Genomic DNA, 17,899 nt, shown 5'->3' on the forward strand with positions numbered 1-17,899 from the left:
CGATATAGCAAGGGTTTGCGCGCGTGCGGCGAGGCCGCAGCAGCAGAGGCGATAGCCGCGTCCAGGCCGTGTTCTAAGTGGCCAAATGCGTGTGGATGGGGGGAGGGTCTAGCGCCCAGGGCCGCGCCTCTGAGACGCGCCGGAAGAAGGCCTGCAAGGCAGCGATGAAACGATGGCCACAATGAAAAAAGCCCAAGACCTTTTCAGACCTTGGGCTTTTTCGTAATGCTGGTGGCCTGGGACGGAATCGAACCGCCGACACAAGGATTTTCAATCCTCTGCTCTACCGACTGAGCTACCGGGCCAAAGAAGCGAAACTATAACAGCGCTTTTCGACCCGGTCAAGCGCTGCGTGCATCACCGCATCATTGTTCCGCAGGTTCCGGCTTGTTGCGGCCGAGTTCCACGCCAAGCTGCTTGAGCTTGCGGTACAAGTGGGTGCGTTCGAGGCCGGTTTTCTCTGCGACGCGGGTCATGCTGCCGTGCTCGCGCAGCAAGTGGTATTCGAAGTAAGCGCGCTCGAACAGGTCGCGTGCTTCGCGCAGCGGCATGTCGAAAGAGAAATGCATCTCGGCTTCTGGCAAGCGTTGCGGGCTGCCATTGGCGGTCTCGGCGGCGCTTTCCGCGGCAATCGCCGCCGTGCCCTCGCCATTGCCGTTCGCGGGCAGCGCCGCGCCTGCGGCCACGCCCGAGCGCGGACGCTCGATGCCACGCGCCAGGCCCTGCTCGACTGCCGAAAGCAGCTTTTGCAAGGCAATTGGCTTCTCGAGGAAATTGAGCGCGCCAATCTTGGTTGCCTCCACCGCGGTATCGATGGTTGCGTGTCCCGACATCATGATGACGGGCATGGAGAGCAAGCCTTGGGCCGACCACTCCTTGAGCAGCGTGACGCCGTCGGTATCGGGCATCCAGATGTCAAGCAGCACCAGGTCTGGCGTATTGCCGGCACGGTACTCGCGCGCTTTCTGCGCGTTTTCTGCCACTTCGACCACATGGCCTTCGTCGCTGAGGATTTCCGAGAGCAACTCCCGGATACCCATTTCGTCGTCGACTACGAGGATGGTTGCCATACTTCCCCTCTTGACCCCACCGCGGCTTGCCGGGTTCGGGGCCGCACATTGACTATGCCAGTTTAACGAACAGGATGGAGATCTGCGCCCCGATGATGTCGGAGCCCTCCATGCGATTGCGCAACTCGATGCGTGCGCCGTGTTCGTCAATGATCTTCTTCACCATTGCAAGACCCAGGCCTGTTCCTTTGGCCTTGGTGGTCACATACGGCTCGAACGCGCGACTAAGGATACGCGGAGCGAAACCGGGACCGTTATCCGCAATGGTGAGCTTGACGGCCTGCCGGTCTTCGCCGGCAGAATCTTTGTATTCTACAGTCTCGGTGTGCAGAGCGATATGGGGCGCCGCCCTAGCCGCGCCGAGGTTGTCCGCCACCGCATCCTGCGCGTTTTGCAGCAGGTTGTGAATCACCTGGCGCAGCTGGGTCGGATCGCCCTTGATTTCGGGCAGGCAGGCCGCCAGCGACGGATGGATCACGGCGTGCTCGTACGTGCCGGTGTCGTCGATGCCGTAGAGATGCAGCACTTCGGCGACCAGGCCGTTGAGCTGTAGTGACTGCAACAGCGCTGGCGGCGTGCGGGCGTAATCGCGGAAGTCGTCGACCATGCGCTTCATGGCCTGCACCTGGTTGACGATGGTGGTGGCGCCGCGCTTGAGCACGTCGACGTCGGTGCCCTCCAGTTTGGGCGAGAGCTTCATCTGCAGGCGCTCGGCCGAGAGCTGGATCGGGGTCAGCGGGTTCTTGATTTCATGCGCGAGGCGCCGTGCCACTTCGCCCCACGCCACCGAGCGTTGAGCGGAAATCACATCGGAAATGTCGTCGAATACCACCACGTAGCCGGGTTCGTCGCGCTCGTCGCCGCGCCCGCCCGGCAGGCGCGCGCCGCGCACCAGCAGCGTAAGCGCTTGTTCCTCGTCGCTCTGCGGCAGCTCGATCTGCTTTTGCCAGTGCTGCGCGCCGCCCAGCATTTCACTGGTGCTCTGCTCGGAGAAGGCCTGCCGCACGATGTCGCCGAACTCGCCGAGGACCGGGATGCTGTCGATGGGCTGGCCCAGAGCGCCGGAAAACGGCTGACGGAAGATGCGCTCGGCCCCGGGATTGGCGGTGATCAGCACAAAGCGGCGATCGAACACGAACACGCCGGCGGTGAGGTTCTGCAGCACGCTCTCGAGATACGCCGTCGATTTCTCGAGCGCGCTGCGGTTCTGCTCCACCGCGATGCGCGCTTCCGACAGCTGGCGCGTCATCATGTTGAACTGCTGCGTCAGCATGCCGAGCTCGTCGCGGCTCTTGAGCTCGCGCTTGGGCGAGAGGTCGCCCTCGGCCACTTCCTTGGTCCCTTGCAGCAACATCAGCAGCGGCCGCGCCAGCTGCCCGCCGAGCAACAGCGCCAGCATCACGGCAATGAACACCGCGAGGAACAGCGTGAGCGTCAGCGTGCCGATATACATCTTGCGCAGGCCGGTGCGGCCGAGCGCCTTTTCCTGGTACTCCTGGTAGGCGCGCTGGACTTCGTCGGCATTGCGCGCCAACGCTGCCGGCACCGGATGCACGACCTGCAGGTAGCGCTCCTCGCGCACCGTGTCGCCCACCAGCCCGAACCCGGACGATGCGGCGTCCTCGGGTCGGCGCTCGACCGACAGCCCCGACCCGGCCCAGCGGCCGGCAGCATTGAGGGCCGGCTTGCCCGCGGGCCGGCCGGCGCTATCCGCGGTTGGGGGTGCTTCGGTTTGCGCGGTGGGCGCTGGGCCCAGCGGCACGATGACGCGCAGCCGGTACAGGTGGGCGCCATCGGTACGCTCGGGCTGGTGATGGCTATCGACCGATGGATCGGTGCCCCCTTCCACCGCGGCATAGCCGCCGGCCAGCCGGGCCTGCTCGGCCAGCACGCCAGAGGGCAGGTCCGGCACCAGCGACGCATAGTTGCTCGACGCCGTGGCGATCACGCGGCCGCTGCCGGTAAAGATGGCGGCTTCCTGCACGCCGTATTGCTCGCGCAGCCGGTTGAGCTGCAGCGAGGTGGCAACGTTGGGCGAGCTGGTGAGCTGGTCGGCCATCAGCCGCGCCTTGCCTTGCAGGTCCGACAACGAGCTGTCGATGGTGGAGCGGCCAAGGTTGAGGCCGGCCTCGAGCGCGGTCTCGACGCGAACGTCGAACCAGGACTCGATGCTGCGCGAGACGAACTGTAGCGACACCAGGTAGATCAGCACGCCGGGCAGCACGCCCACCACGCCGAAGAACACGGCGAGCTTGGTCATCAGCCGCGTGCCGAACTTGCCGCGGCGGTAGCGCAGCCACAGGGTCAGCGCCAGCGCGCCGATGATCAGCACCAGCAGGATGCCGATCACCAGGTTGATCTTGAACAGCAGCGTGAAGTATCGATCGAAGAATTCGGTATTGGCCGAGGCGCCGGCGAGCAGTGCCACCAGCACCAGCGCCAGGAACACGATGATGCCCGCCACGACGCGGTAAAGCACGCGCCGGAACCGGCTGTCCCACAGGCTGGGGGGGGCGCTCATGGCTGGCCCGCGGCCGGCTGCACCAGGGTGGTGGGAGAGAGCACGGTCGATACGGTCTGCGCGAACGGCACCGCACGCGTTTCGCCGGCCACCGCGGCGGACGCGGCAGACGCCGGCGCCGGTGTCGGCACGGGCACCAATTGTGGCGGTGGCGTGGGCGCGGGCGGCGGCGGGAATTCGCTCGGCACGGTGAAGCTGAAGCGCCGCCATTCCGATGCCAGGTTCCACTCGCGGGTGTTGACGGCGTTGATCTGGAACGGCTTGGGCAGCTGTGTCAGGTCCAGGCGCATGCGCGCTTCGGCCTGGTAGGTCTCGCCCGGCTTGACCATGCTGCGCTCGAACACGCGCCAGCCACGCACGCGCTGGATGAACTGCAGCGCGCCCTTCAGGCGCATGAACGGCAATTGCAGGCCGCCGGTGGACACGCGGTACTGGCGCGTGAGCGGATGGTAGGACAGCCGCACGCTGCGGCTGGCATTGACGGGTTTTTCATCGAACCAGTACCAGCGTGGGCGGGAAAGCTGGAAATCGACGACGAAATACAGCGAGATGCCTTTGTTGAGCGCGTCTTCAAGCGGCGGCGGCAGATCGAAATCGAAACTCGCGGCCAGATCGAAGCCGCCATCCTGGTACTCGATGCGGGCCTCGTTGACTTCAATGCCGTCGGCGCGCGCCGTGCCCGGCAGCGCAACCAGCGTCATCAGGATACCGAGCATGATCGTCGCCGCGAGCCACCACGACGCCAGCCGCGCGCGCGCGCCGCATAGCGGGCCGGCGCCGGCTACTGAACCAGCTGCCCGGGCTGCAGCAAGGGACACGCACGCACTGTCGTCTGGGACGCGAAGGACGAACAAGCGAAGCGGGTTCGGCATTGGGATCGATTGGGATCGGTCAGGGTCGTTTCTGGAAACGGGCGTAGAAGAAGCCATCGTGATCGGTGGGCAGGCCTTCCTGGCTGCCATTTCCGCCACCGGCCAACTGATCCTTGCTGCCCGGCAGCATCTGGCCGGGCGCTTGCAATCGTATCGCATCTGGTAGCTGTGCACCAAACCAGCGCGCCTGCTCTTCGTTCTCCGTTGGGAAAATAGAACAGGTGACATAGACCAGGATGCCGCCCGGCTTGAGCAGGCTCCAGAGCTGTGACACGATGCGCCGCTGCTCGGTGACCAGCCGGGGGATATCCACCTCGCGGCGCAGCCAGCGGATGTCCGGGTGGCGGCGCACGATGCCCGAGGCCGAGCACGGTACGTCGGCCAGGATGCGGTCGTACTGGCGGTTGTCCCACCAGTCCTGCGGGCGGCTTGCGTCGCCTACCACCACGGTGGCTTGCTGGCCCAGGCGCGCGAGGTTCTCGTCGATGCGGGTGGCGCGCTGCGCGTCGCTCTCCAGCGCGGTGACTTCCACGTTGGCGAGTTCAAGGATGTGGCCGGTCTTGCCGCCGGGCGCAGCGCACGCATCGAGCACGCGCTGGCCGTCGGCCAGGTCCAGAAGCGCAGCGGCCAGTTGCGCGCCGGCGTCCTGCACCGAGACATCGCCCTCGGCAAACCCGGGGATCTGCGACACGGGAAACGCGCGCACCAGCCGCACGGCCTGCGGGCCGATGGCCACGCCCGCCATGCCGGCATTGAGCACGCGCTTGAGGTAGTCGGGCACCGAGACCCGCGCCGTATTGACGCGCAGGGTCATGGGCGGGCGCACATTGGCGCTCTCGGCCAGCGCAGTCCACTGGTCCGGGTACGCCTTGCGCAGCGCATCCAGCCACCATGCGGGCAGGTTCCAGCGCGCTTCGTCGTCCTGGCGCACCTCGGCCAGCAGTGCCTTGCGTTCGCGCAGGAAACGGCGCAGCACGGCGTTCACCAGCCCGCGTGCGTGCGCGGTCTTGGGCTCGGAGGCTGCCGCGCTGACGGCCTGGTCGACCACGGTGAACTCGGTATAGCCCCCTTCCCCCTGCTCGTCCTCGACCAGCAGCGCCAGCGCCACGGCCAGCAGTGAGTCCACCAGCGCGCCGGGCGGCCGGGTCACCAGCTTGGTGACCAGCGCGCGCGCCGTGCCGAACTGGCGCATGGTGCGATAGGCCAGGTCCTGCAGGGCGCCACGCGTGGCGGCGTCGCGCACGCGGTCCAGGCGGTACTGGGCAGCGGCGTTCTCGATGGCCAGCGGCAGCGCGCTGCCTTCGTTGACGCCGCGTACGGCAGCCGCGGCGGCGAGCATCTGGAAGGCGAGGGATTCGTGTTGCAGGCGCATGACAGTGGGGCAGTGAGACGGTAAGACGGGGTGGCAGGGGGCAAGCCGCAAGCGGCGAGGACTGGCGGCAAGGCCGGGCGAGGCCAAAAAAACACTGCCCGCCGCTTCCGGGGAAGCACGGCGGGCAGTTTACCCTGTATGTGGCGGGGACCGGCGATTTTGCGCCTGGCTGGCCGCGGCGAGGGGGTAGCGCGGCGGCTTGGACCGCGCTTGTGCCTCGATTGGGCCGCGCTTACACCGGATAGACGCCCGTCTGTGCCATCTGCATCAGCCGCGCCACCCGTTCCTCGGTGGCCGGGTGGGTCGAGAACAGGTTGGCGATGCCGCTGCCCGAGAGCGGGTTCATGATCATCATCTGCGCCGTGGCCGGGTGCTGCTCCGCGGTCGGGAACGGAATCCCCTGCGCATAGCGATGGATCTTGTCGAGCGCCATCGCCAGCGCCTGCGGGTCGCCGCTGATGGTGGCGCCGCCGCGATCCGCCTCGAATTCCCGGGCGCGGGAGATTGCCATCTGGATCAGCGAGGCTGCTAGCGGGGCAAGGATTGCCACCGCGATACTGGCAATGGGGTTGGAGCGGTTGCCGTTCTCGTCGCGCCCGCCAAAGAACATGGCGAAGTTGGCCAGCGCGGCGATGGCGCCGGCCATGGTGGCGGCGATGGTCGAGATCAGGATGTCGCGGTGCTGCACGTGAGCCAGCTCGTGGGCCATCACGCCGCGCAGCTCGCGCTCCGATAGCACCCGCAGGATGCCCGTGGTGGCCGCAACGGCGGCATGCTCCGGATCGCGGCCGGTGGCAAAGGCGTTGGGCGCATCCTCGTTGATCAGGTACACGCGCGGCATCGGCAGCTGGGCGCGCTGCGCCAGCTCCTGCACCATGCCGTAGAACTGCGGTGCCGTGCTCGCGTCGACTTCCTGCGCGTTGTACATGCGCAGGACCATCTTGTCCGAGAACCAGTAAGAGAAGAAGTTCATGCCCAGCGCCATGATCAGCGCGAACATCATGCCGCTGCGGCCGCCGATCATGCCGCCGATGACGATGAACAGCGCCGTGATGGCGGCCATCAGCATGAAGGTCTTGACCCAGTTGAACATTGTCGTGATCTCCGAAAAAATCATCCTCGCGCGCGCGCCCGGTGGCCGGGCTGGCCGTGCTACGGAAAGCGTGACGCGGTGCTGTTTAGATAGTACCCCGCCCCGGAAATTCAACCGTCACCTGCCTAAAAAAAGGGCAGCCGGTGCCGGCGGCCATTCGTTGCGCCAGCAGGTTCGGCAACGGTTCCTAGCGTTGGGCGAAGGCCAGGCGCGCACCCAGCCCGATGAATGCAATACCCACAATGCGATCCATCCAGCACTTGAGGCGCGGCACCTCGCTGGCGCGGCGGGTCAGGGTGCCCGCCATCCATGCCACCAGGCTGTTCCATAGCGTCGACATCGCCACCATGACGCCGCCCAGGGCCAGGAATGCCAGGGCCTGATGCTCGGCGTTGCGATCCACGAACTGCGGGAAGAAGGAAATGAAGAACAGGATCACCTTTGGATTCAGCACATTGGTGAGAAAGCCCTGCATGAACAAAGCGCGCAGGCCGCGCGTGCCCGGCTGGGCAGCGGGGGCCGCGTCCGCGCCGGGGGGCGCGGATCGCTGCCAGATCAGGCGCAGCCCAAGCCACACCAGATAGGCAGCGCCGGCAAACTTGATCAGGGTAAAGGCGGTGGCCGATGCCGCCAGCAAGGCAGTCAGGCCGAAGGCGATGGCCAGCGAATGCACGCAGCATCCGGCACTGACCCCGAGCGCCGAGACCACGCCTGCCGCCCTGCCCTGCGCCACGCTGCGCCCGACGATATAGGCGGTATCCGGGCCAGGCGTCACATTGAGCAGGAACACCGCGCCGACGAACAAGGGAAGGTCAGTAATGCCGAGCATGGTTGGCTGCCGGTGGATGAGCTACAGAAATGGGGCGCGCAGCGCGCTGCGGCAAGTCAGCCACCGTGGCTTTGCCGCTAGCGCAGGGCGATTATGCCGTGCCGCCAGGCACGGCGCAGCAGGTACCCGGCGGCAGCGGCATGCTCTGCAGGAATTGCTGGGCCGGCACGCGGCGCCCGCCCGGCTTTTGCAACTCGGTCACGCGCAGCGCGCCTTCGCCGCAGGCGATCACCACGCCATCGGCATCCGCCGCGAGCACGGTGCCCGGCGCCTGCGGGTGGCTGGCCGTGGACGCCAGGGGCTGGGCCTGCCAGCACTTGATGACGGTCTCGCCGACCTGCACGGTGGCGCCGGGAAACGGATTGAAGGCGCGCACCTGGGCGGCCAGCGCCGCAGCCGGGCGGCGCAGGTCCAGCGGGGCTTCTTCCTTGGCGATCTTCTCGGCATAGGTCACGCCCTCGGCCGGCTGCGGCGTGCCGGTGAGCGGCTGGCCCGCGGCGAGGCGGCGCAGCGCCTCCACCACCATGCGCCCGCCCAGCGCGGCTAGCGCATCGTGCAGGGTGCCGGTGGTGTCGCCGGGGCCGATCGGCACGGTTTCGCCCTGGATCATCGCGCCCGTATCCAGCCCTTCGTCCATCTGCATCAGCGTGATGCCGGTCTGCGCGTCGCCAGCCTCGATGGCGCGGTGGATGGGCGCGGCGCCCCGCCAGCGCGGCAGCAGCGAGGCATGGATGTTCAGGCAGCCGTAGCGCGGCAACGCCAGCACCTCGGCCGGCAGGATCAGGCCGTAGGCGGCCACCACCATGACATCCGGGGCGATCTGCGCCAGCGCGTCCACGGCGGCACCGGCCTCTTCAGGATACTTGCCGTTGCGGCGCAGCGAGCGTGGCTGCAGCACCGGGCCCAGGCTTTGCTCCAGCGCGTACTGCTTGACCGGGCTGGCCTGCAGCTGCAAGCCGCGGCCGGCTGGCCGGTCGGGCTGGCTGAGCACCGCCACCACCGGGAAACCGGCGGCGTGGATGGCTTCGAGCGCCACGCGGGCAAATTCGGGCGTGCCGGCAAAGGCAACGCGCAGCGCTTGGGATGGGCTTGCGGCTTGGGACATGGCACGCTCCGGCATAAAGCGGCACCGGCCGCATCAGCGGCCGGTAACTTGATTCATCGGGAAGGCAATACGATAGCAGACCGCTAGCTGGCCGGTAGCAGGCCAGTGCCGGCGCGCGGCCGGCCGCGGCTGCCTTACATGCGGGTGCGTTCGCGCTTGTGCAGCTTGACCAGCTTGGACTTGATGCGCTGAAGCTTCAGTGGCGACAGGTACTCGACGAAGACCTTGCCCTTGAGGTGGTCCATCTCGTGCTGGATGCACACGGCCAGCAGCTCGTCGGCTTCGATCTCGAAGGGCTCGCCCTTCTCGTTCAGGGCACGCACGCGCACATGGTCCGGGCGCTCGACCCGGTCGTAGACCTCGGGCACCGACAGGCAGCCCTCTTCCGCCACCTTGCGGGTGTCGCTGGACCAGACGATCTCCGGGTTGATGAAGACCTGCAGTGCGTCACGGGTCTCGGAGATATCGATCACCACCACCTGTTCGTGCACGTCCACCTGGGTCGCGGCCAGTCCGATGCCGGGGGCTTCGTACATGGTCTCGGCCATGTCCTCTACCAGCTTGCGAATGCGGTCGTCCACCACGGCAACCGGTTTTGCCACGGTATGCAGGCGGGGATCGGGGTAGGTCAGGATATCGAGTTTAGCCATGATGCTGGGGCGCAACGCCTGCCGCTCACACATGTGACCCGCGCGTTGCGGCTACGGGTGTTTACATGCAGAATCGGGGCGCAAGTACAAAAATTCAAGGCGCGCCGCAACAGGCACGCTCTCCAGGGTCAATCCGGCTGTTCTGCCAGCCGGTTCGAGAAAATGCGCGATCTTACCAAAGAACACCAGGCGGCGCCGGGCCGCAGGCCGTACGCGTTTGCCCGTTGGATGTTGTGTGCGGCCGGAATCACTGCCGTCACAGGGGCGCCAGTACATGCCGCCGATCTTACCGTTACCCCGGCCCAGCGGGCCCAGGCCGCCGTTACCGCGCAGCAAGGCATTGCCGCTGCTGACCTGGCTTCGGACGCGCCCCAGCAGTATGTCGTGCGAGGGGGTGACACGCTTTGGGGGATCTCCGGGCGCTTCCTGCGCCAGCCCTGGCGCTGGCCCGAGCTGTGGGGGATGAACCAGCAGCAGATCCGCAATCCACACCTGATCTATCCCGGCCAGGTCCTGTACCTGATTCAGCGCGACGGCCGCGCCTGGCTTTCCACCAGCCCCGATGCTGGCGGCACGGTGCGGCTCACGCCAAGCGTGCGCAGCGAAGGCGGGCCCGATGGCGCCATCGCCAGCATTCCCGCCAAGGACATCGAGCCGTTCCTGATCCGCCCGCTGGTGGTGGACCAGGGCACGCTGGAGACCTCGGCGCGCATCATCGCCCTGCCCGAGTCGCGGGTCTACCTGGGCATGGGCGACACAGCCTATGCGCGCGGCATTTCCCCGCCCGAGGCGGTGGTCGGCAGCGACTGGCAGGCCTTCAAGCCGGTCAAGCCGGTCAAGGACCCGGTTACCGGGCGCGTGCTGGGCTATGAAGCCGAGTACCAGGGCAATGTCCGTGTGTCGCGCCCGCCGGAAGGCTTCGACGCGGTAACTACCGTCAAGGTCACGGCGGCCCAGCAGGAAATGGGCTCTGGCACCTTGCTGATGCCCCAGCCGGCGCGCGAGCCGGTGCGCTATGTGCCCCGCGCGCCGGATGTCATGCTCGATGGCCGCATCGCGGCGGTCTACGGCGGCGTGCAGTTCGGCGGCGCCAAGCAGGTGGTCGTGCTCAATATCGGCACCGCCGCGGGCCTCGAGCCCGGCCATGTGCTCGCGCTGTCCCGCGCCGGCCAGGTGGTGCGCGATCGCACGGATGGCAACCGCGCCATCCAGTTGCCCGACGAGCGCTATGGCCTGGCCTTCGTGTTCCGCGTGTTTCCCGGCGTGGCCTATGCCCTGGTCACCGATGCCTCGAACGCGATCGAGGTGGGCGACCGCGTGACTTCGCCGCGTTGACCGGGCTGGCAGCAACCGGCGCCAACCCGGCGCCGGTGCCCACCACCCGCAGCGCTGCCGATATCGAGGCGTGGCTGCGGCTGACCGGTGCCCGTGGCCTGGGCACAGGAGCCTTGCGCCAGTTGCTGGCCACCTTCGGGCTGCCGCACCAGCTGCTGGCGCAGACCGTCAGCGCACTGGCGGCGGTCATCCCCGAGAAGCAAGCCCGGGCGCTGTTGGCACCGCCCGATGCTGTCACCATGGCGCTGGTCGAGCGCACCGTGGCCTGGGCCGCCGAGCCGGGCAACCATGTGGTGACGCTGGCCGATGCCGCCTATCCCCGTGCCTTGCTGGATCTGTCCGACCCGCCGCTGGTGCTGTACGTCAAAGGCCAGCTGGGTGCGCTTGGCGGCCCGGCCATTGCCATGGTCGGTGCGCGCAGCGCCACCGTGCAGGGCACGGAGGATGCGCGACGCTTTGCCCGCGTGTTGTCCGGCGCCGGGCTGACGGTGGTGTCGGGGCTTGCGCTGGGCATCGATGGCGCAGCGCACGAGGGGGCTCTGGAAGGCGCTCTGGAAGGTGCTGGCGGCACCGTGGCGGTGATCGGCACCGGTGCCGACCTGGTCTACCCCGCTCGCCATCGCGACCTGGCCCACCGCATCGCGGCCCATGGCGCCATCGTCAGCGAGTTTGCGCTTGGCATGCCCGGGCGCAGCCACCACTTTCCCCAGCGCAACCGCATCATCGCGGCGCTCGCGCGCGGCGTGCTGGTGGTGGAGGCGGCGGCGCGATCGGGGTCGCTCATTACCGCGCGGCTGGCAGCCGAGATGGGACGGGAGGTCTATGCCATTCCCGGCTCGATCCATGCGCCGCTGTCCAAGGGTTGCCACCTGCTGATCCGCCAGGGCGCCAAGCTGGTGGAAACCGCGCAGGATGTGCTCGAGGAACTCGGCATGGCCGGGGATGCCGCCCGGCCGGTGGCGCCTGCGCCCATGCCGGCGCTGGACGATGTCCTGGGCCTGACGCTCACCCACGACCCCGTCACGCTGGACGCGCTGTGTGCGCGCACTGCCCTGCCGCCCGAGCAAGTGGTGGCCAGCCTGCTGACATTGGAACTGGCGGGCTCGGTGGAGCGGCTGCCGGGCAATGCCTATCGCCGGGTAAGCTAGTGAGCGACCCTGGTACCGCCGGCCGAAATACGGATTTCCTGGCGACCGCTACAATCAAACGATTTCCCGTGCCTGAAAAGGCTCATGTTTCCCCCATCATGACCGTTTACTTTCCGGAGCAGGACTCGGGCGCAATCGCCCAGGTGTTGGCAGCGCGTCCGCAAGGCCGCCTGGTAGCCTGCCTGTGCGCAGCCTGGTGCGGCACCTGCGGGACCTACCAGGAGGCGTTCGCGGCGCTTGCCGTCCGGTTTCCCGGCGATTGCTTCGTCTGGATCGATATCGAAACCCATGCCGACCAGCTGGGCGATCTCGATATCGATAATTTTCCGACGCTGCTGGTGCAACCCGCGGCGGGCGGCGCGCCGCAGTTCTACGGCACGCTGCTGCCGCATATTGAAGTGCTCGAGCGCATGCTGGCGCGCGGCGCGGCGATGGTGCCAACGGCCGGCGCAGCGGTGCCGAACGTGCTGGAGTGGCTGGCGCCGCACGCTAACGACGACTAACCCCGGTCATCGGCGTCTGGCGCAAGCCAGGAGCATGAGCGCCGGATCGCAGTCAAAAAACGAAGTGGGCGGTGGCTGTTCAGGGCCGGCCCACATGCCAGCAGCGCCTGTTTGACGGCGACGGCGACGGCAGCTTGCTTGCACCGCCGTCGGAACCGCGCTTATTATTGGCGCCTCAAAGCCCCAAGCTCGCTGTTTACATATAGTGCAGAGCCCTTAGTGGCAACAATTCGCAGGCCGCCAGAGTGCGGCCAGCAAGGACCCGATCCATGTCAAAAGCCCTCATCATCGCGGAAAAGCCATCGGTTGCTGCCGATATAGCCCGTGCCCTCGGGGGCTTTACCAAGCATGACGAATACTTCGAAAGTGACGATTACGTTCTTTCGTCGGCCGTCGGCCACCTGGTTGAAATCGCCGCCCCGGACGAATACGAAGTCAAGCGAGGCAAGTGGAGCTTCGCCAACCTGCCGGTGATTCCCCCCCACTTCGACCTGCGCCCCATCGCCAAGACCGAGTCGCGGCTGAAGGTGCTCAACCGCCTGATCAAGCGCAAGGACGTTACCGGTCTGGTGAACGCCTGCGACGCGGGGCGCGAAGGGGAACTGATCTTCCGCCTGATCCAGCAGCATGCCAAGGCCAAGCAACCGGTGCAGCGCCTGTGGCTGCAGTCGATGACGCCGCAGGCGATCCGCGACGGCTTTGCCCGCCTGCGCGACGATGCCGACATGCTGCCGCTGGCGGACGCCGCGCGCTGCCGCTCGGAAGCCGACTGGCTGGTGGGCATCAACGGCACGCGCGCCATGACCGCGTTCAACAGCAAGGGCGGCGGCTTCTTCCTGACCACGGTTGGCCGGGTGCAGACCCCCACGCTGTCGATCGTCGTAGAGCGCGAAGAGAAGATCAAGAAGTTCGTCCCGCGCGACTACTGGGAAGTGCGCGCCGAGTTCATCGCCGCCGCCGGCCTTTACGAAGGCCGCTGGTTCGACCCCAAGTTCAAGAAGAGCGAGTTCGATCCCGAGACGCGCGAGTCGCGCCTGTGGAGCGAGGCCGAGGCCAAGAGCATCGTGGCGGCCTGCCGTGACAAGACCGGCACCGTCACCGAAGAGTCCAAGCCGTCCACGCAGCAGTCGCCGGCGCTGTTCGACCTGACCACGCTGCAGCGCGAGGCCAACTCGCGCTTCGGCTTCTCGGCCAAGAACACCCTCGGCCTGGCCCAGGCGCTGTACGAAAAGCACAAGGTGCTGACTTACCCGCGTACCGACGCGCGCGCGCTGCCCGAGGACTACATGGACACGGTCAAGCAGACCATGGACATGCTGGCCGAGAGCTCGCCCAACTACCTGCCGCATGCCAAGAAGGTGTTGGCCAGCGGGTGGATCAAGCCCAACAAGAAGATCTTCGACAACAGCAAGATCAGCGATCACTTCGCTATCATCCCGACGCTGCAAGCCCCGAAGAACCTCTCGGAGCCCGAGCAGAAGCTGTACGACCTGGTGGTGCGCCGCTTCCTGGCGGTGTTCTTCCCGGCGGCCGAGTTCCAGGTCACCACTCGTGTCACCGAGGTGGCGGGCCATCATTTCAAGACCGAAGGCAAGGTCCTGGTCAATCCCGGCTGGCTGGTGGTCTACGGGCGTGAAGCCCAGGGCGACGATGCCAACCTGGTGGCGGTGGCCAAGGACGAGCGCGTCAAGGTCGACAAGGTCGACGGCGTGATGCTGACCACCAAGCCGCCCGCACGCTACAACGAAGCCACATTGCTGTCCGCCATGGAAGGCGCCGGCAAGCTGGTGGACGACGACGCGCTGCGCGAGGCCATGGCCGGCAAGGGCCTGGGCACGCCAGCCACGCGCGCGGCCATCATCGAAGGGCTGCTCGCCGAGAAATACCTGGTGCGCGAAGGCCGTGAGCTGATTCCCACCGCCAAGGCTTTCCAGCTGATGACGCTGCTGCGCGGCCTGGGCGTGCAGGAACTGACCCAGGCCGAGCTGACCGGCGAATGGGAGCACAAGCTGTCGCAGATCGAGCGCGGTGGCCTGAAGCGCGACGAGTTCATGCGCGAGATCGCGCAGATGACGCAGCAGATCGTCAAGCGCGCCAAGGAATACGACAGCGACACCATCCCGGGCGACTACGCCACGCTGGCCACGCCGTGCCCGCAGTGCGGCAGCCAGGTCAAGGAGAACTACCGCCGCTTTGCCTGCACCGCGTGCGAGTTCTCGATCAGCAAGATCCCGGGTGGGCGCCAGTTCGAGATCGACGAAGTCGAAGAACTGCTGCTGAAGAAGGAAATCGGTCCGCTGCAGGGTTTCCGCAGCAAGATGGGCCGGCCGTTTGCCGCCATCCTGAAGCTGGGCAAGGACGACGAAGGCCACTACAAGATGGAATTCGACTTCGGCCAGAATGACGACGACAACGACGGCGAGCCGGTCGACTTCAGCGGCCAGGAAGCGGTTGGCGCTTGTCCGAAGTGCGGTGGCTCGGTCTACGAGCACGGCATGAAGTACGTGTGCGAGAACAGCGTGGCCGTGCCCAAGAGCTGCGACTTCACCACGGGCAAGATCATCCTGCAGCAGGAGATCTCGCGCGAGCAGATCGGCAAGCTGCTGGGCGCGGGCCGTACGGATCTGCTGACCGGCTTCAAGTCATCGCGCACCGGGCGCAACTTCAAGGCCTTCCTGGCCAAGCAGCCGGACGGCAAGATCGGCTTCGAGTTCGAGGCACGCGAGCCCAAGGCGGGCGCCAAGACGGCGGCCAAGGGCGCCGCGGCCAAGACCGCGTCCGCCAAGGCTGGCGACGAGGATCAGGCTGGCGAAACGGTGAGCAAGGCCAAGGCGCCGGCCAAGAAGGTGGCGGCCAAGAAAGCTCCAGCCGCCAAGAAGGCCCCCGCAGCGAAGAAAGCCGCGGCCAAGACGCCAGCAGCCAAGCGCGCTACCGGCAAGTCCCGCGCCGACGACGAAGCCACGGCCGACGCCGAGGAAGAGTGAGTTGCTCGCGGAGCCGGCAGGACGCCGGCTCCGCGCTTCCCTTCCCCCCCTTTAGTAGCCCTCGATCCTGCGGTCCCCTTATTGGTTGTCGTTGCGGATCTTGCCCTCTTCGAGCAGGAAATCGATAAAGGCGCGGACCTTGGTCGGCAGGAACTTGCGGCTGGGATAGACCACGCTGACATCGCGCTTCGGCAGTCGGTATTGCTGGAGGATGTGCGTCAACCGCCCCGCTTCAATATTCGGCCGCGCCAGATAGGCAGACAGCATCGCCACACCCATGTCGGCCAGCGCCGCCTGGTGCGCCAACTCGGCATTGCTGCACAGCAGGCCCGGGCGGATCGGCACCGTTACCTCGCCCTCCGGGCCCGACAGCGTCCATTCATGCTCAGCGGTGGGGATGCGCATCGCGATGCAGCGGTGGTTGGTCAGTTCGTGCGCTTGGCGCAGCGGCGGGTGCTGGCGCAGGTAGCCTGGCGAGGCGCACAGGATGATCTCTGCCGAGATCAGCGGGCGCGCCACCAGGTGCGAGCCCAGCCCCAGGTCGGACAACACCACGCCTACGTCGCGCCCCTCTTCGACGATATCGACGATACGGTCCGATAACAGCACGTCGAACACCACCTCGGGATACAGGGCCTGGAAACGTGCCAGCGTGGCGGGCAGCAGGTGCAGGCCGAACATCACCGGCGCCACCAGCCGCAGTGTGCCCGAGAGCGACTGGCTGCGCGCCGTCACTACCGATTCGGCCTCCTCCACATCTTCCAGGATCTGCTGGCAACGCTGCAGGTAGGTCTCCCCGGCGTCAGTCAGCGACAGGCTGCGGGTGGTGCGGTTCAGCAACCGCGTGCCAAGGTGGCTCTCCAGGTCGGCTACGTAGCGCGTGACTACCGCATTGGACATTTCCAATTGTTGCGCTGCACGAGCAAAGCTGCCCAGTTCGACCACTTTGGAAAAGACGCGCATCGATTGCAACCGGTCCATGACATAGTCTCCAGTCTTGCCCGCGAACTTTTACGGAAAGTGGGTTATTTATTGTTGAAACTACAACTAATCATTGTCGGGGGCAATGTTTATTCATATCAGGGAAATACCTAATATGGAGCCATCGGATGCCGCATTGCAGCGAAGGCTGCTGAGAAGACTAGGTGTCCTGCCTGTGGAAAGGATTCAATCATGAAAAGCCAACGTTTCGCCCTGATCGCCGCTGCCACCACGCTCGCAGCCGCCCTGACCGCCGCCCCCGCCTTTGCCAAGGCCGGCAAGTTCGACCCCTACACCGATGGCGCCCGCGCCACCCAGACCTCGGTCTATAGCAACGGCGGCAAGGCTGGCAAGTTCGACAGCTTCACCGACGGCGCCCGTGCCGGCAAGTTCGACGTATTTACCGACGGCGCCGCTGCCCTGTAATTCAGGCGGCCTGTCGGCGGGAACCGCGTCCTATGGCGGTTTCGCCCCTTTCGGCTGATCTCCACAGGCCGACGGGGAGGGTGCGAAAGCGCCTTCTCCGTACTAACTGGAGGACACGCCCGTACCACGCCGGTACGGGCGTGTTTGCTTTTGGGGCACCGCTTTGTTGTACACGCTTGTCGGTGTCGGGTGATGCATGATACCTCCGGCGAGGTTTTCGGGCCGCAGCGACATAAATCACGGCATAAAAAAACGGGCCAGTCATGGCCCGTTCTTGTTGCCGGCATCGCAGGCCGGCTGCCGGCGGGCGGGGGATGATCCCCGCCTGCGCCAGCCAGATCAGTCGTCGTGATGGTGGTGGCCACGGCCGTGCTTGCGCTTGTAGCCGCTGCGGTAGTAGCGGTCGTCGCGATAGCCACGGCCGCGCTCGTCCGCGTAGGAGTTGCTGCGCGAGACGTTGCCGCCCAGCGCGGCGCCCGCACCGCCGCCAACCGCTGCACCCAGCAGGCCGCCGGTGCGCCCGCCCATGGCGTTGCCCGCTGCCGTGCCTGCGCCACCGCCCAGCGCGCCGCCGATGATGGCGCCAGTGCGCTCGCGGCGGTTGGACGTGACCGCACCGCCTGCGCCGCCGCCAACCGCGCCGCCGATCACCGCACCGGTCGAGCCGCCGAGCGCGCCACCGACCGCCGCGCCGGCGACACCGCCGAGTGCGCCGCCGAGGGCATTATTCATATCGCCCGCAAACACCGGCAGCGCGGATGCCGCCAGGGCGATGGCCAGGGTGAAACTGCGAACGGGATGCCGAGACATGTTCTTCTTCCTTGGGTTGAGCAACTGTGACGCAAGTGTAGAGATGTAGCCGCGAGCTTGCTGTAACCACGTGTAAGGCCCTGTAACCGCTGCAGAAACGTAAAACGGGCCGCCAGAATTGGCGGCCCGTTCTTTAACGGCGTGAAGCGCGGAGTTACTACGGGGTTAGGACTGTTGTGCGGCTACGCGCACTCGCATTC

The 17,899-nt window shown here is 66.6% G+C and carries 15 protein-coding genes and 1 tRNA gene; 5 read left to right on the top strand and 11 right to left on the bottom strand.

Annotated elements, in window-relative coordinates; all coding sequences use genetic code 11:
• Positions 1–229 precede the first annotated feature (229 nt).
• The 9 genes from AC07XB_RS06155 to def all read right to left on the bottom strand — a co-directional run bounded on the left by AC07XB_RS06155 (position 230) and on the right by def (position 9,512).
• Positions 230–305: transfer RNA gene (locus AC07XB_RS06155), tRNA-Phe, on the bottom strand.
• Positions 306–365: 60 nt separating this feature from the next.
• Entirely contained in the window at positions 366–1,070 is a 705-nt protein-coding gene (locus tag AC07XB_RS06160; protein ID WP_043350899.1) for a response regulator, read from the bottom strand.
• Between the two features lie 52 nt (positions 1,071–1,122).
• Positions 1,123–3,591: a sensor histidine kinase gene (locus AC07XB_RS06165; RefSeq protein ID WP_492827606.1), complete on the bottom strand. Its 2,469-nt coding sequence runs from the start codon at positions 3,589–3,591 to the stop codon at positions 1,123–1,125.
• Positions 3,588–4,307 carry a DUF4390 domain-containing protein gene (locus AC07XB_RS06170; protein ID WP_150987592.1) on the bottom strand — a complete coding sequence of 240 codons (720 nt, stop codon included), beginning with the start codon at positions 4,305–4,307 and terminating at the stop codon, positions 3,588–3,590. Before AC07XB_RS06170 ends, AC07XB_RS06165 begins: the two co-directional genes overlap by 4 nt.
• A gap of 175 nt (positions 4,308–4,482) precedes the next feature.
• Positions 4,483–5,835, bottom strand: coding sequence for a 16S rRNA (cytosine(967)-C(5))-methyltransferase RsmB (rsmB, locus tag AC07XB_RS06175; protein WP_492809207.1), 1,353 nt, complete (start codon positions 5,833–5,835; stop codon positions 4,483–4,485).
• A gap of 232 nt (positions 5,836–6,067) precedes the next feature.
• On the bottom strand, positions 6,068–6,928 hold the full coding sequence (gene htpX, locus AC07XB_RS06180) for a zinc metalloprotease HtpX (RefSeq protein WP_174424359.1): 861 nt from the start codon (positions 6,926–6,928) through the stop codon (positions 6,068–6,070).
• 187 nt (positions 6,929–7,115) lie between these two features.
• Positions 7,116–7,757, bottom strand: coding sequence for a LysE family translocator (locus AC07XB_RS06185; RefSeq protein WP_492809208.1), 642 nt, complete (start codon positions 7,755–7,757; stop codon positions 7,116–7,118).
• 91 nt (positions 7,758–7,848) lie between these two features.
• Positions 7,849–8,862 (bottom strand): methionyl-tRNA formyltransferase, encoded by a 1,014-nt coding sequence (gene fmt, locus AC07XB_RS06190; protein WP_492376168.1) that lies wholly within the window; start codon positions 8,860–8,862, stop codon positions 7,849–7,851.
• Positions 8,863–8,996: 134 nt separating this feature from the next.
• Positions 8,997–9,512, bottom strand: coding sequence for a peptide deformylase (def, locus tag AC07XB_RS06195; RefSeq protein ID WP_492376169.1), 516 nt, complete (start codon positions 9,510–9,512; stop codon positions 8,997–8,999).
• Between the two features lie 162 nt (positions 9,513–9,674).
• On the opposite strand from def, the gene AC07XB_RS06200 reads away from it, so the two are divergent.
• The 4 genes from AC07XB_RS06200 (at position 9,675) to AC07XB_RS06215 (ending at position 15,482) form a co-directional block, all read left to right on the top strand.
• Positions 9,675–10,847 carry a LysM peptidoglycan-binding domain-containing protein gene (locus tag AC07XB_RS06200; protein WP_492376170.1) on the top strand — a complete coding sequence of 391 codons (1,173 nt, stop codon included), beginning with the start codon at positions 9,675–9,677 and terminating at the stop codon, positions 10,845–10,847.
• Complete coding sequence (dprA, locus tag AC07XB_RS06205; protein ID WP_492827604.1) at positions 10,844–11,995, top strand: DNA-processing protein DprA; 1,152 nt, start codon at positions 10,844–10,846, stop codon at positions 11,993–11,995. The genes AC07XB_RS06200 and dprA overlap by 4 nt, the downstream gene beginning before the upstream one ends.
• 98 nt (positions 11,996–12,093) lie before the next feature.
• Positions 12,094–12,498 (top strand): thioredoxin family protein, encoded by a 405-nt coding sequence (locus AC07XB_RS06210; protein ID WP_492376172.1) that lies wholly within the window; start codon positions 12,094–12,096, stop codon positions 12,496–12,498.
• 269 nt (positions 12,499–12,767) lie between these two features.
• The gene (locus AC07XB_RS06215; RefSeq protein WP_492376173.1) at positions 12,768–15,482 is read left to right on the top strand and encodes a DNA topoisomerase III; all 2,715 of its coding nucleotides are present in this window, start codon (positions 12,768–12,770) and stop codon (positions 15,480–15,482) included.
• A gap of 78 nt (positions 15,483–15,560) precedes the next feature.
• Here AC07XB_RS06215 and AC07XB_RS06220 read toward each other — a convergent pair whose 3' ends face one another.
• The gene (locus tag AC07XB_RS06220; RefSeq protein WP_150987609.1) at positions 15,561–16,463 is read right to left on the bottom strand and encodes a LysR family transcriptional regulator; all 903 of its coding nucleotides are present in this window, start codon (positions 16,461–16,463) and stop codon (positions 15,561–15,563) included.
• Positions 16,464–16,655: 192 nt separating this feature from the next.
• On the opposite strand from AC07XB_RS06220, the gene AC07XB_RS06225 reads away from it, so the two are divergent.
• Positions 16,656–16,889 carry a hypothetical protein gene (locus AC07XB_RS06225; protein WP_492827602.1) on the top strand — a complete coding sequence of 78 codons (234 nt, stop codon included), beginning with the start codon at positions 16,656–16,658 and terminating at the stop codon, positions 16,887–16,889.
• A 339-nt stretch (positions 16,890–17,228) separates the two neighbouring features.
• On the opposite strand, the gene AC07XB_RS06230 is transcribed toward AC07XB_RS06225, so the two are convergent.
• On the bottom strand, positions 17,229–17,699 hold the full coding sequence (locus tag AC07XB_RS06230) for a hypothetical protein (protein ID WP_043350936.1): 471 nt from the start codon (positions 17,697–17,699) through the stop codon (positions 17,229–17,231).
• Positions 17,700–17,899: the final 200 nt, after the last annotated feature.

It is taken from the genome of Cupriavidus sp. GW821-FHT02F09 (assembly GCF_059421605.1).

Coding starts and splice junctions, on each gene's coding strand:
- AC07XB_RS06160 (WP_043350899.1), bottom strand. CDS start 1,070: ATGGCAACCATCCTCGTAGTCGACGACGAAATGGGTATCCGGGAGTTG.
- AC07XB_RS06165 (WP_492827606.1), bottom strand. CDS start 3,591: ATGAGCGCCCCCCCCAGCCTGTGGGACAGCCGGTTCCGGCGCGTGCTT.
- AC07XB_RS06170 (WP_150987592.1), bottom strand. CDS start 4,307: ATGCTCGGTATCCTGATGACGCTGGTTGCGCTGCCGGGCACGGCGCGC.
- rsmB (WP_492809207.1), bottom strand. CDS start 5,835: ATGCGCCTGCAACACGAATCCCTCGCCTTCCAGATGCTCGCCGCCGCG.
- htpX (WP_174424359.1), bottom strand. CDS start 6,928: ATGTTCAACTGGGTCAAGACCTTCATGCTGATGGCCGCCATCACGGCG.
- AC07XB_RS06185 (WP_492809208.1), bottom strand. CDS start 7,757: ATGCTCGGCATTACTGACCTTCCCTTGTTCGTCGGCGCGGTGTTCCTG.
- fmt (WP_492376168.1), bottom strand. CDS start 8,862: ATGTCCCAAGCCGCAAGCCCATCCCAAGCGCTGCGCGTTGCCTTTGCC.
- def (WP_492376169.1), bottom strand. CDS start 9,512: ATGGCTAAACTCGATATCCTGACCTACCCCGATCCCCGCCTGCATACC.
- AC07XB_RS06200 (WP_492376170.1), top strand. CDS start 9,675: ATGCGCGATCTTACCAAAGAACACCAGGCGGCGCCGGGCCGCAGGCCG.
- AC07XB_RS06210 (WP_492376172.1), top strand. CDS start 12,094: ATGACCGTTTACTTTCCGGAGCAGGACTCGGGCGCAATCGCCCAGGTG.
- AC07XB_RS06215 (WP_492376173.1), top strand. CDS start 12,768: ATGTCAAAAGCCCTCATCATCGCGGAAAAGCCATCGGTTGCTGCCGAT.
- AC07XB_RS06220 (WP_150987609.1), bottom strand. CDS start 16,463: ATGGACCGGTTGCAATCGATGCGCGTCTTTTCCAAAGTGGTCGAACTG.
- AC07XB_RS06225 (WP_492827602.1), top strand. CDS start 16,656: ATGAAAAGCCAACGTTTCGCCCTGATCGCCGCTGCCACCACGCTCGCA.
- AC07XB_RS06230 (WP_043350936.1), bottom strand. CDS start 17,699: ATGTCTCGGCATCCCGTTCGCAGTTTCACCCTGGCCATCGCCCTGGCG.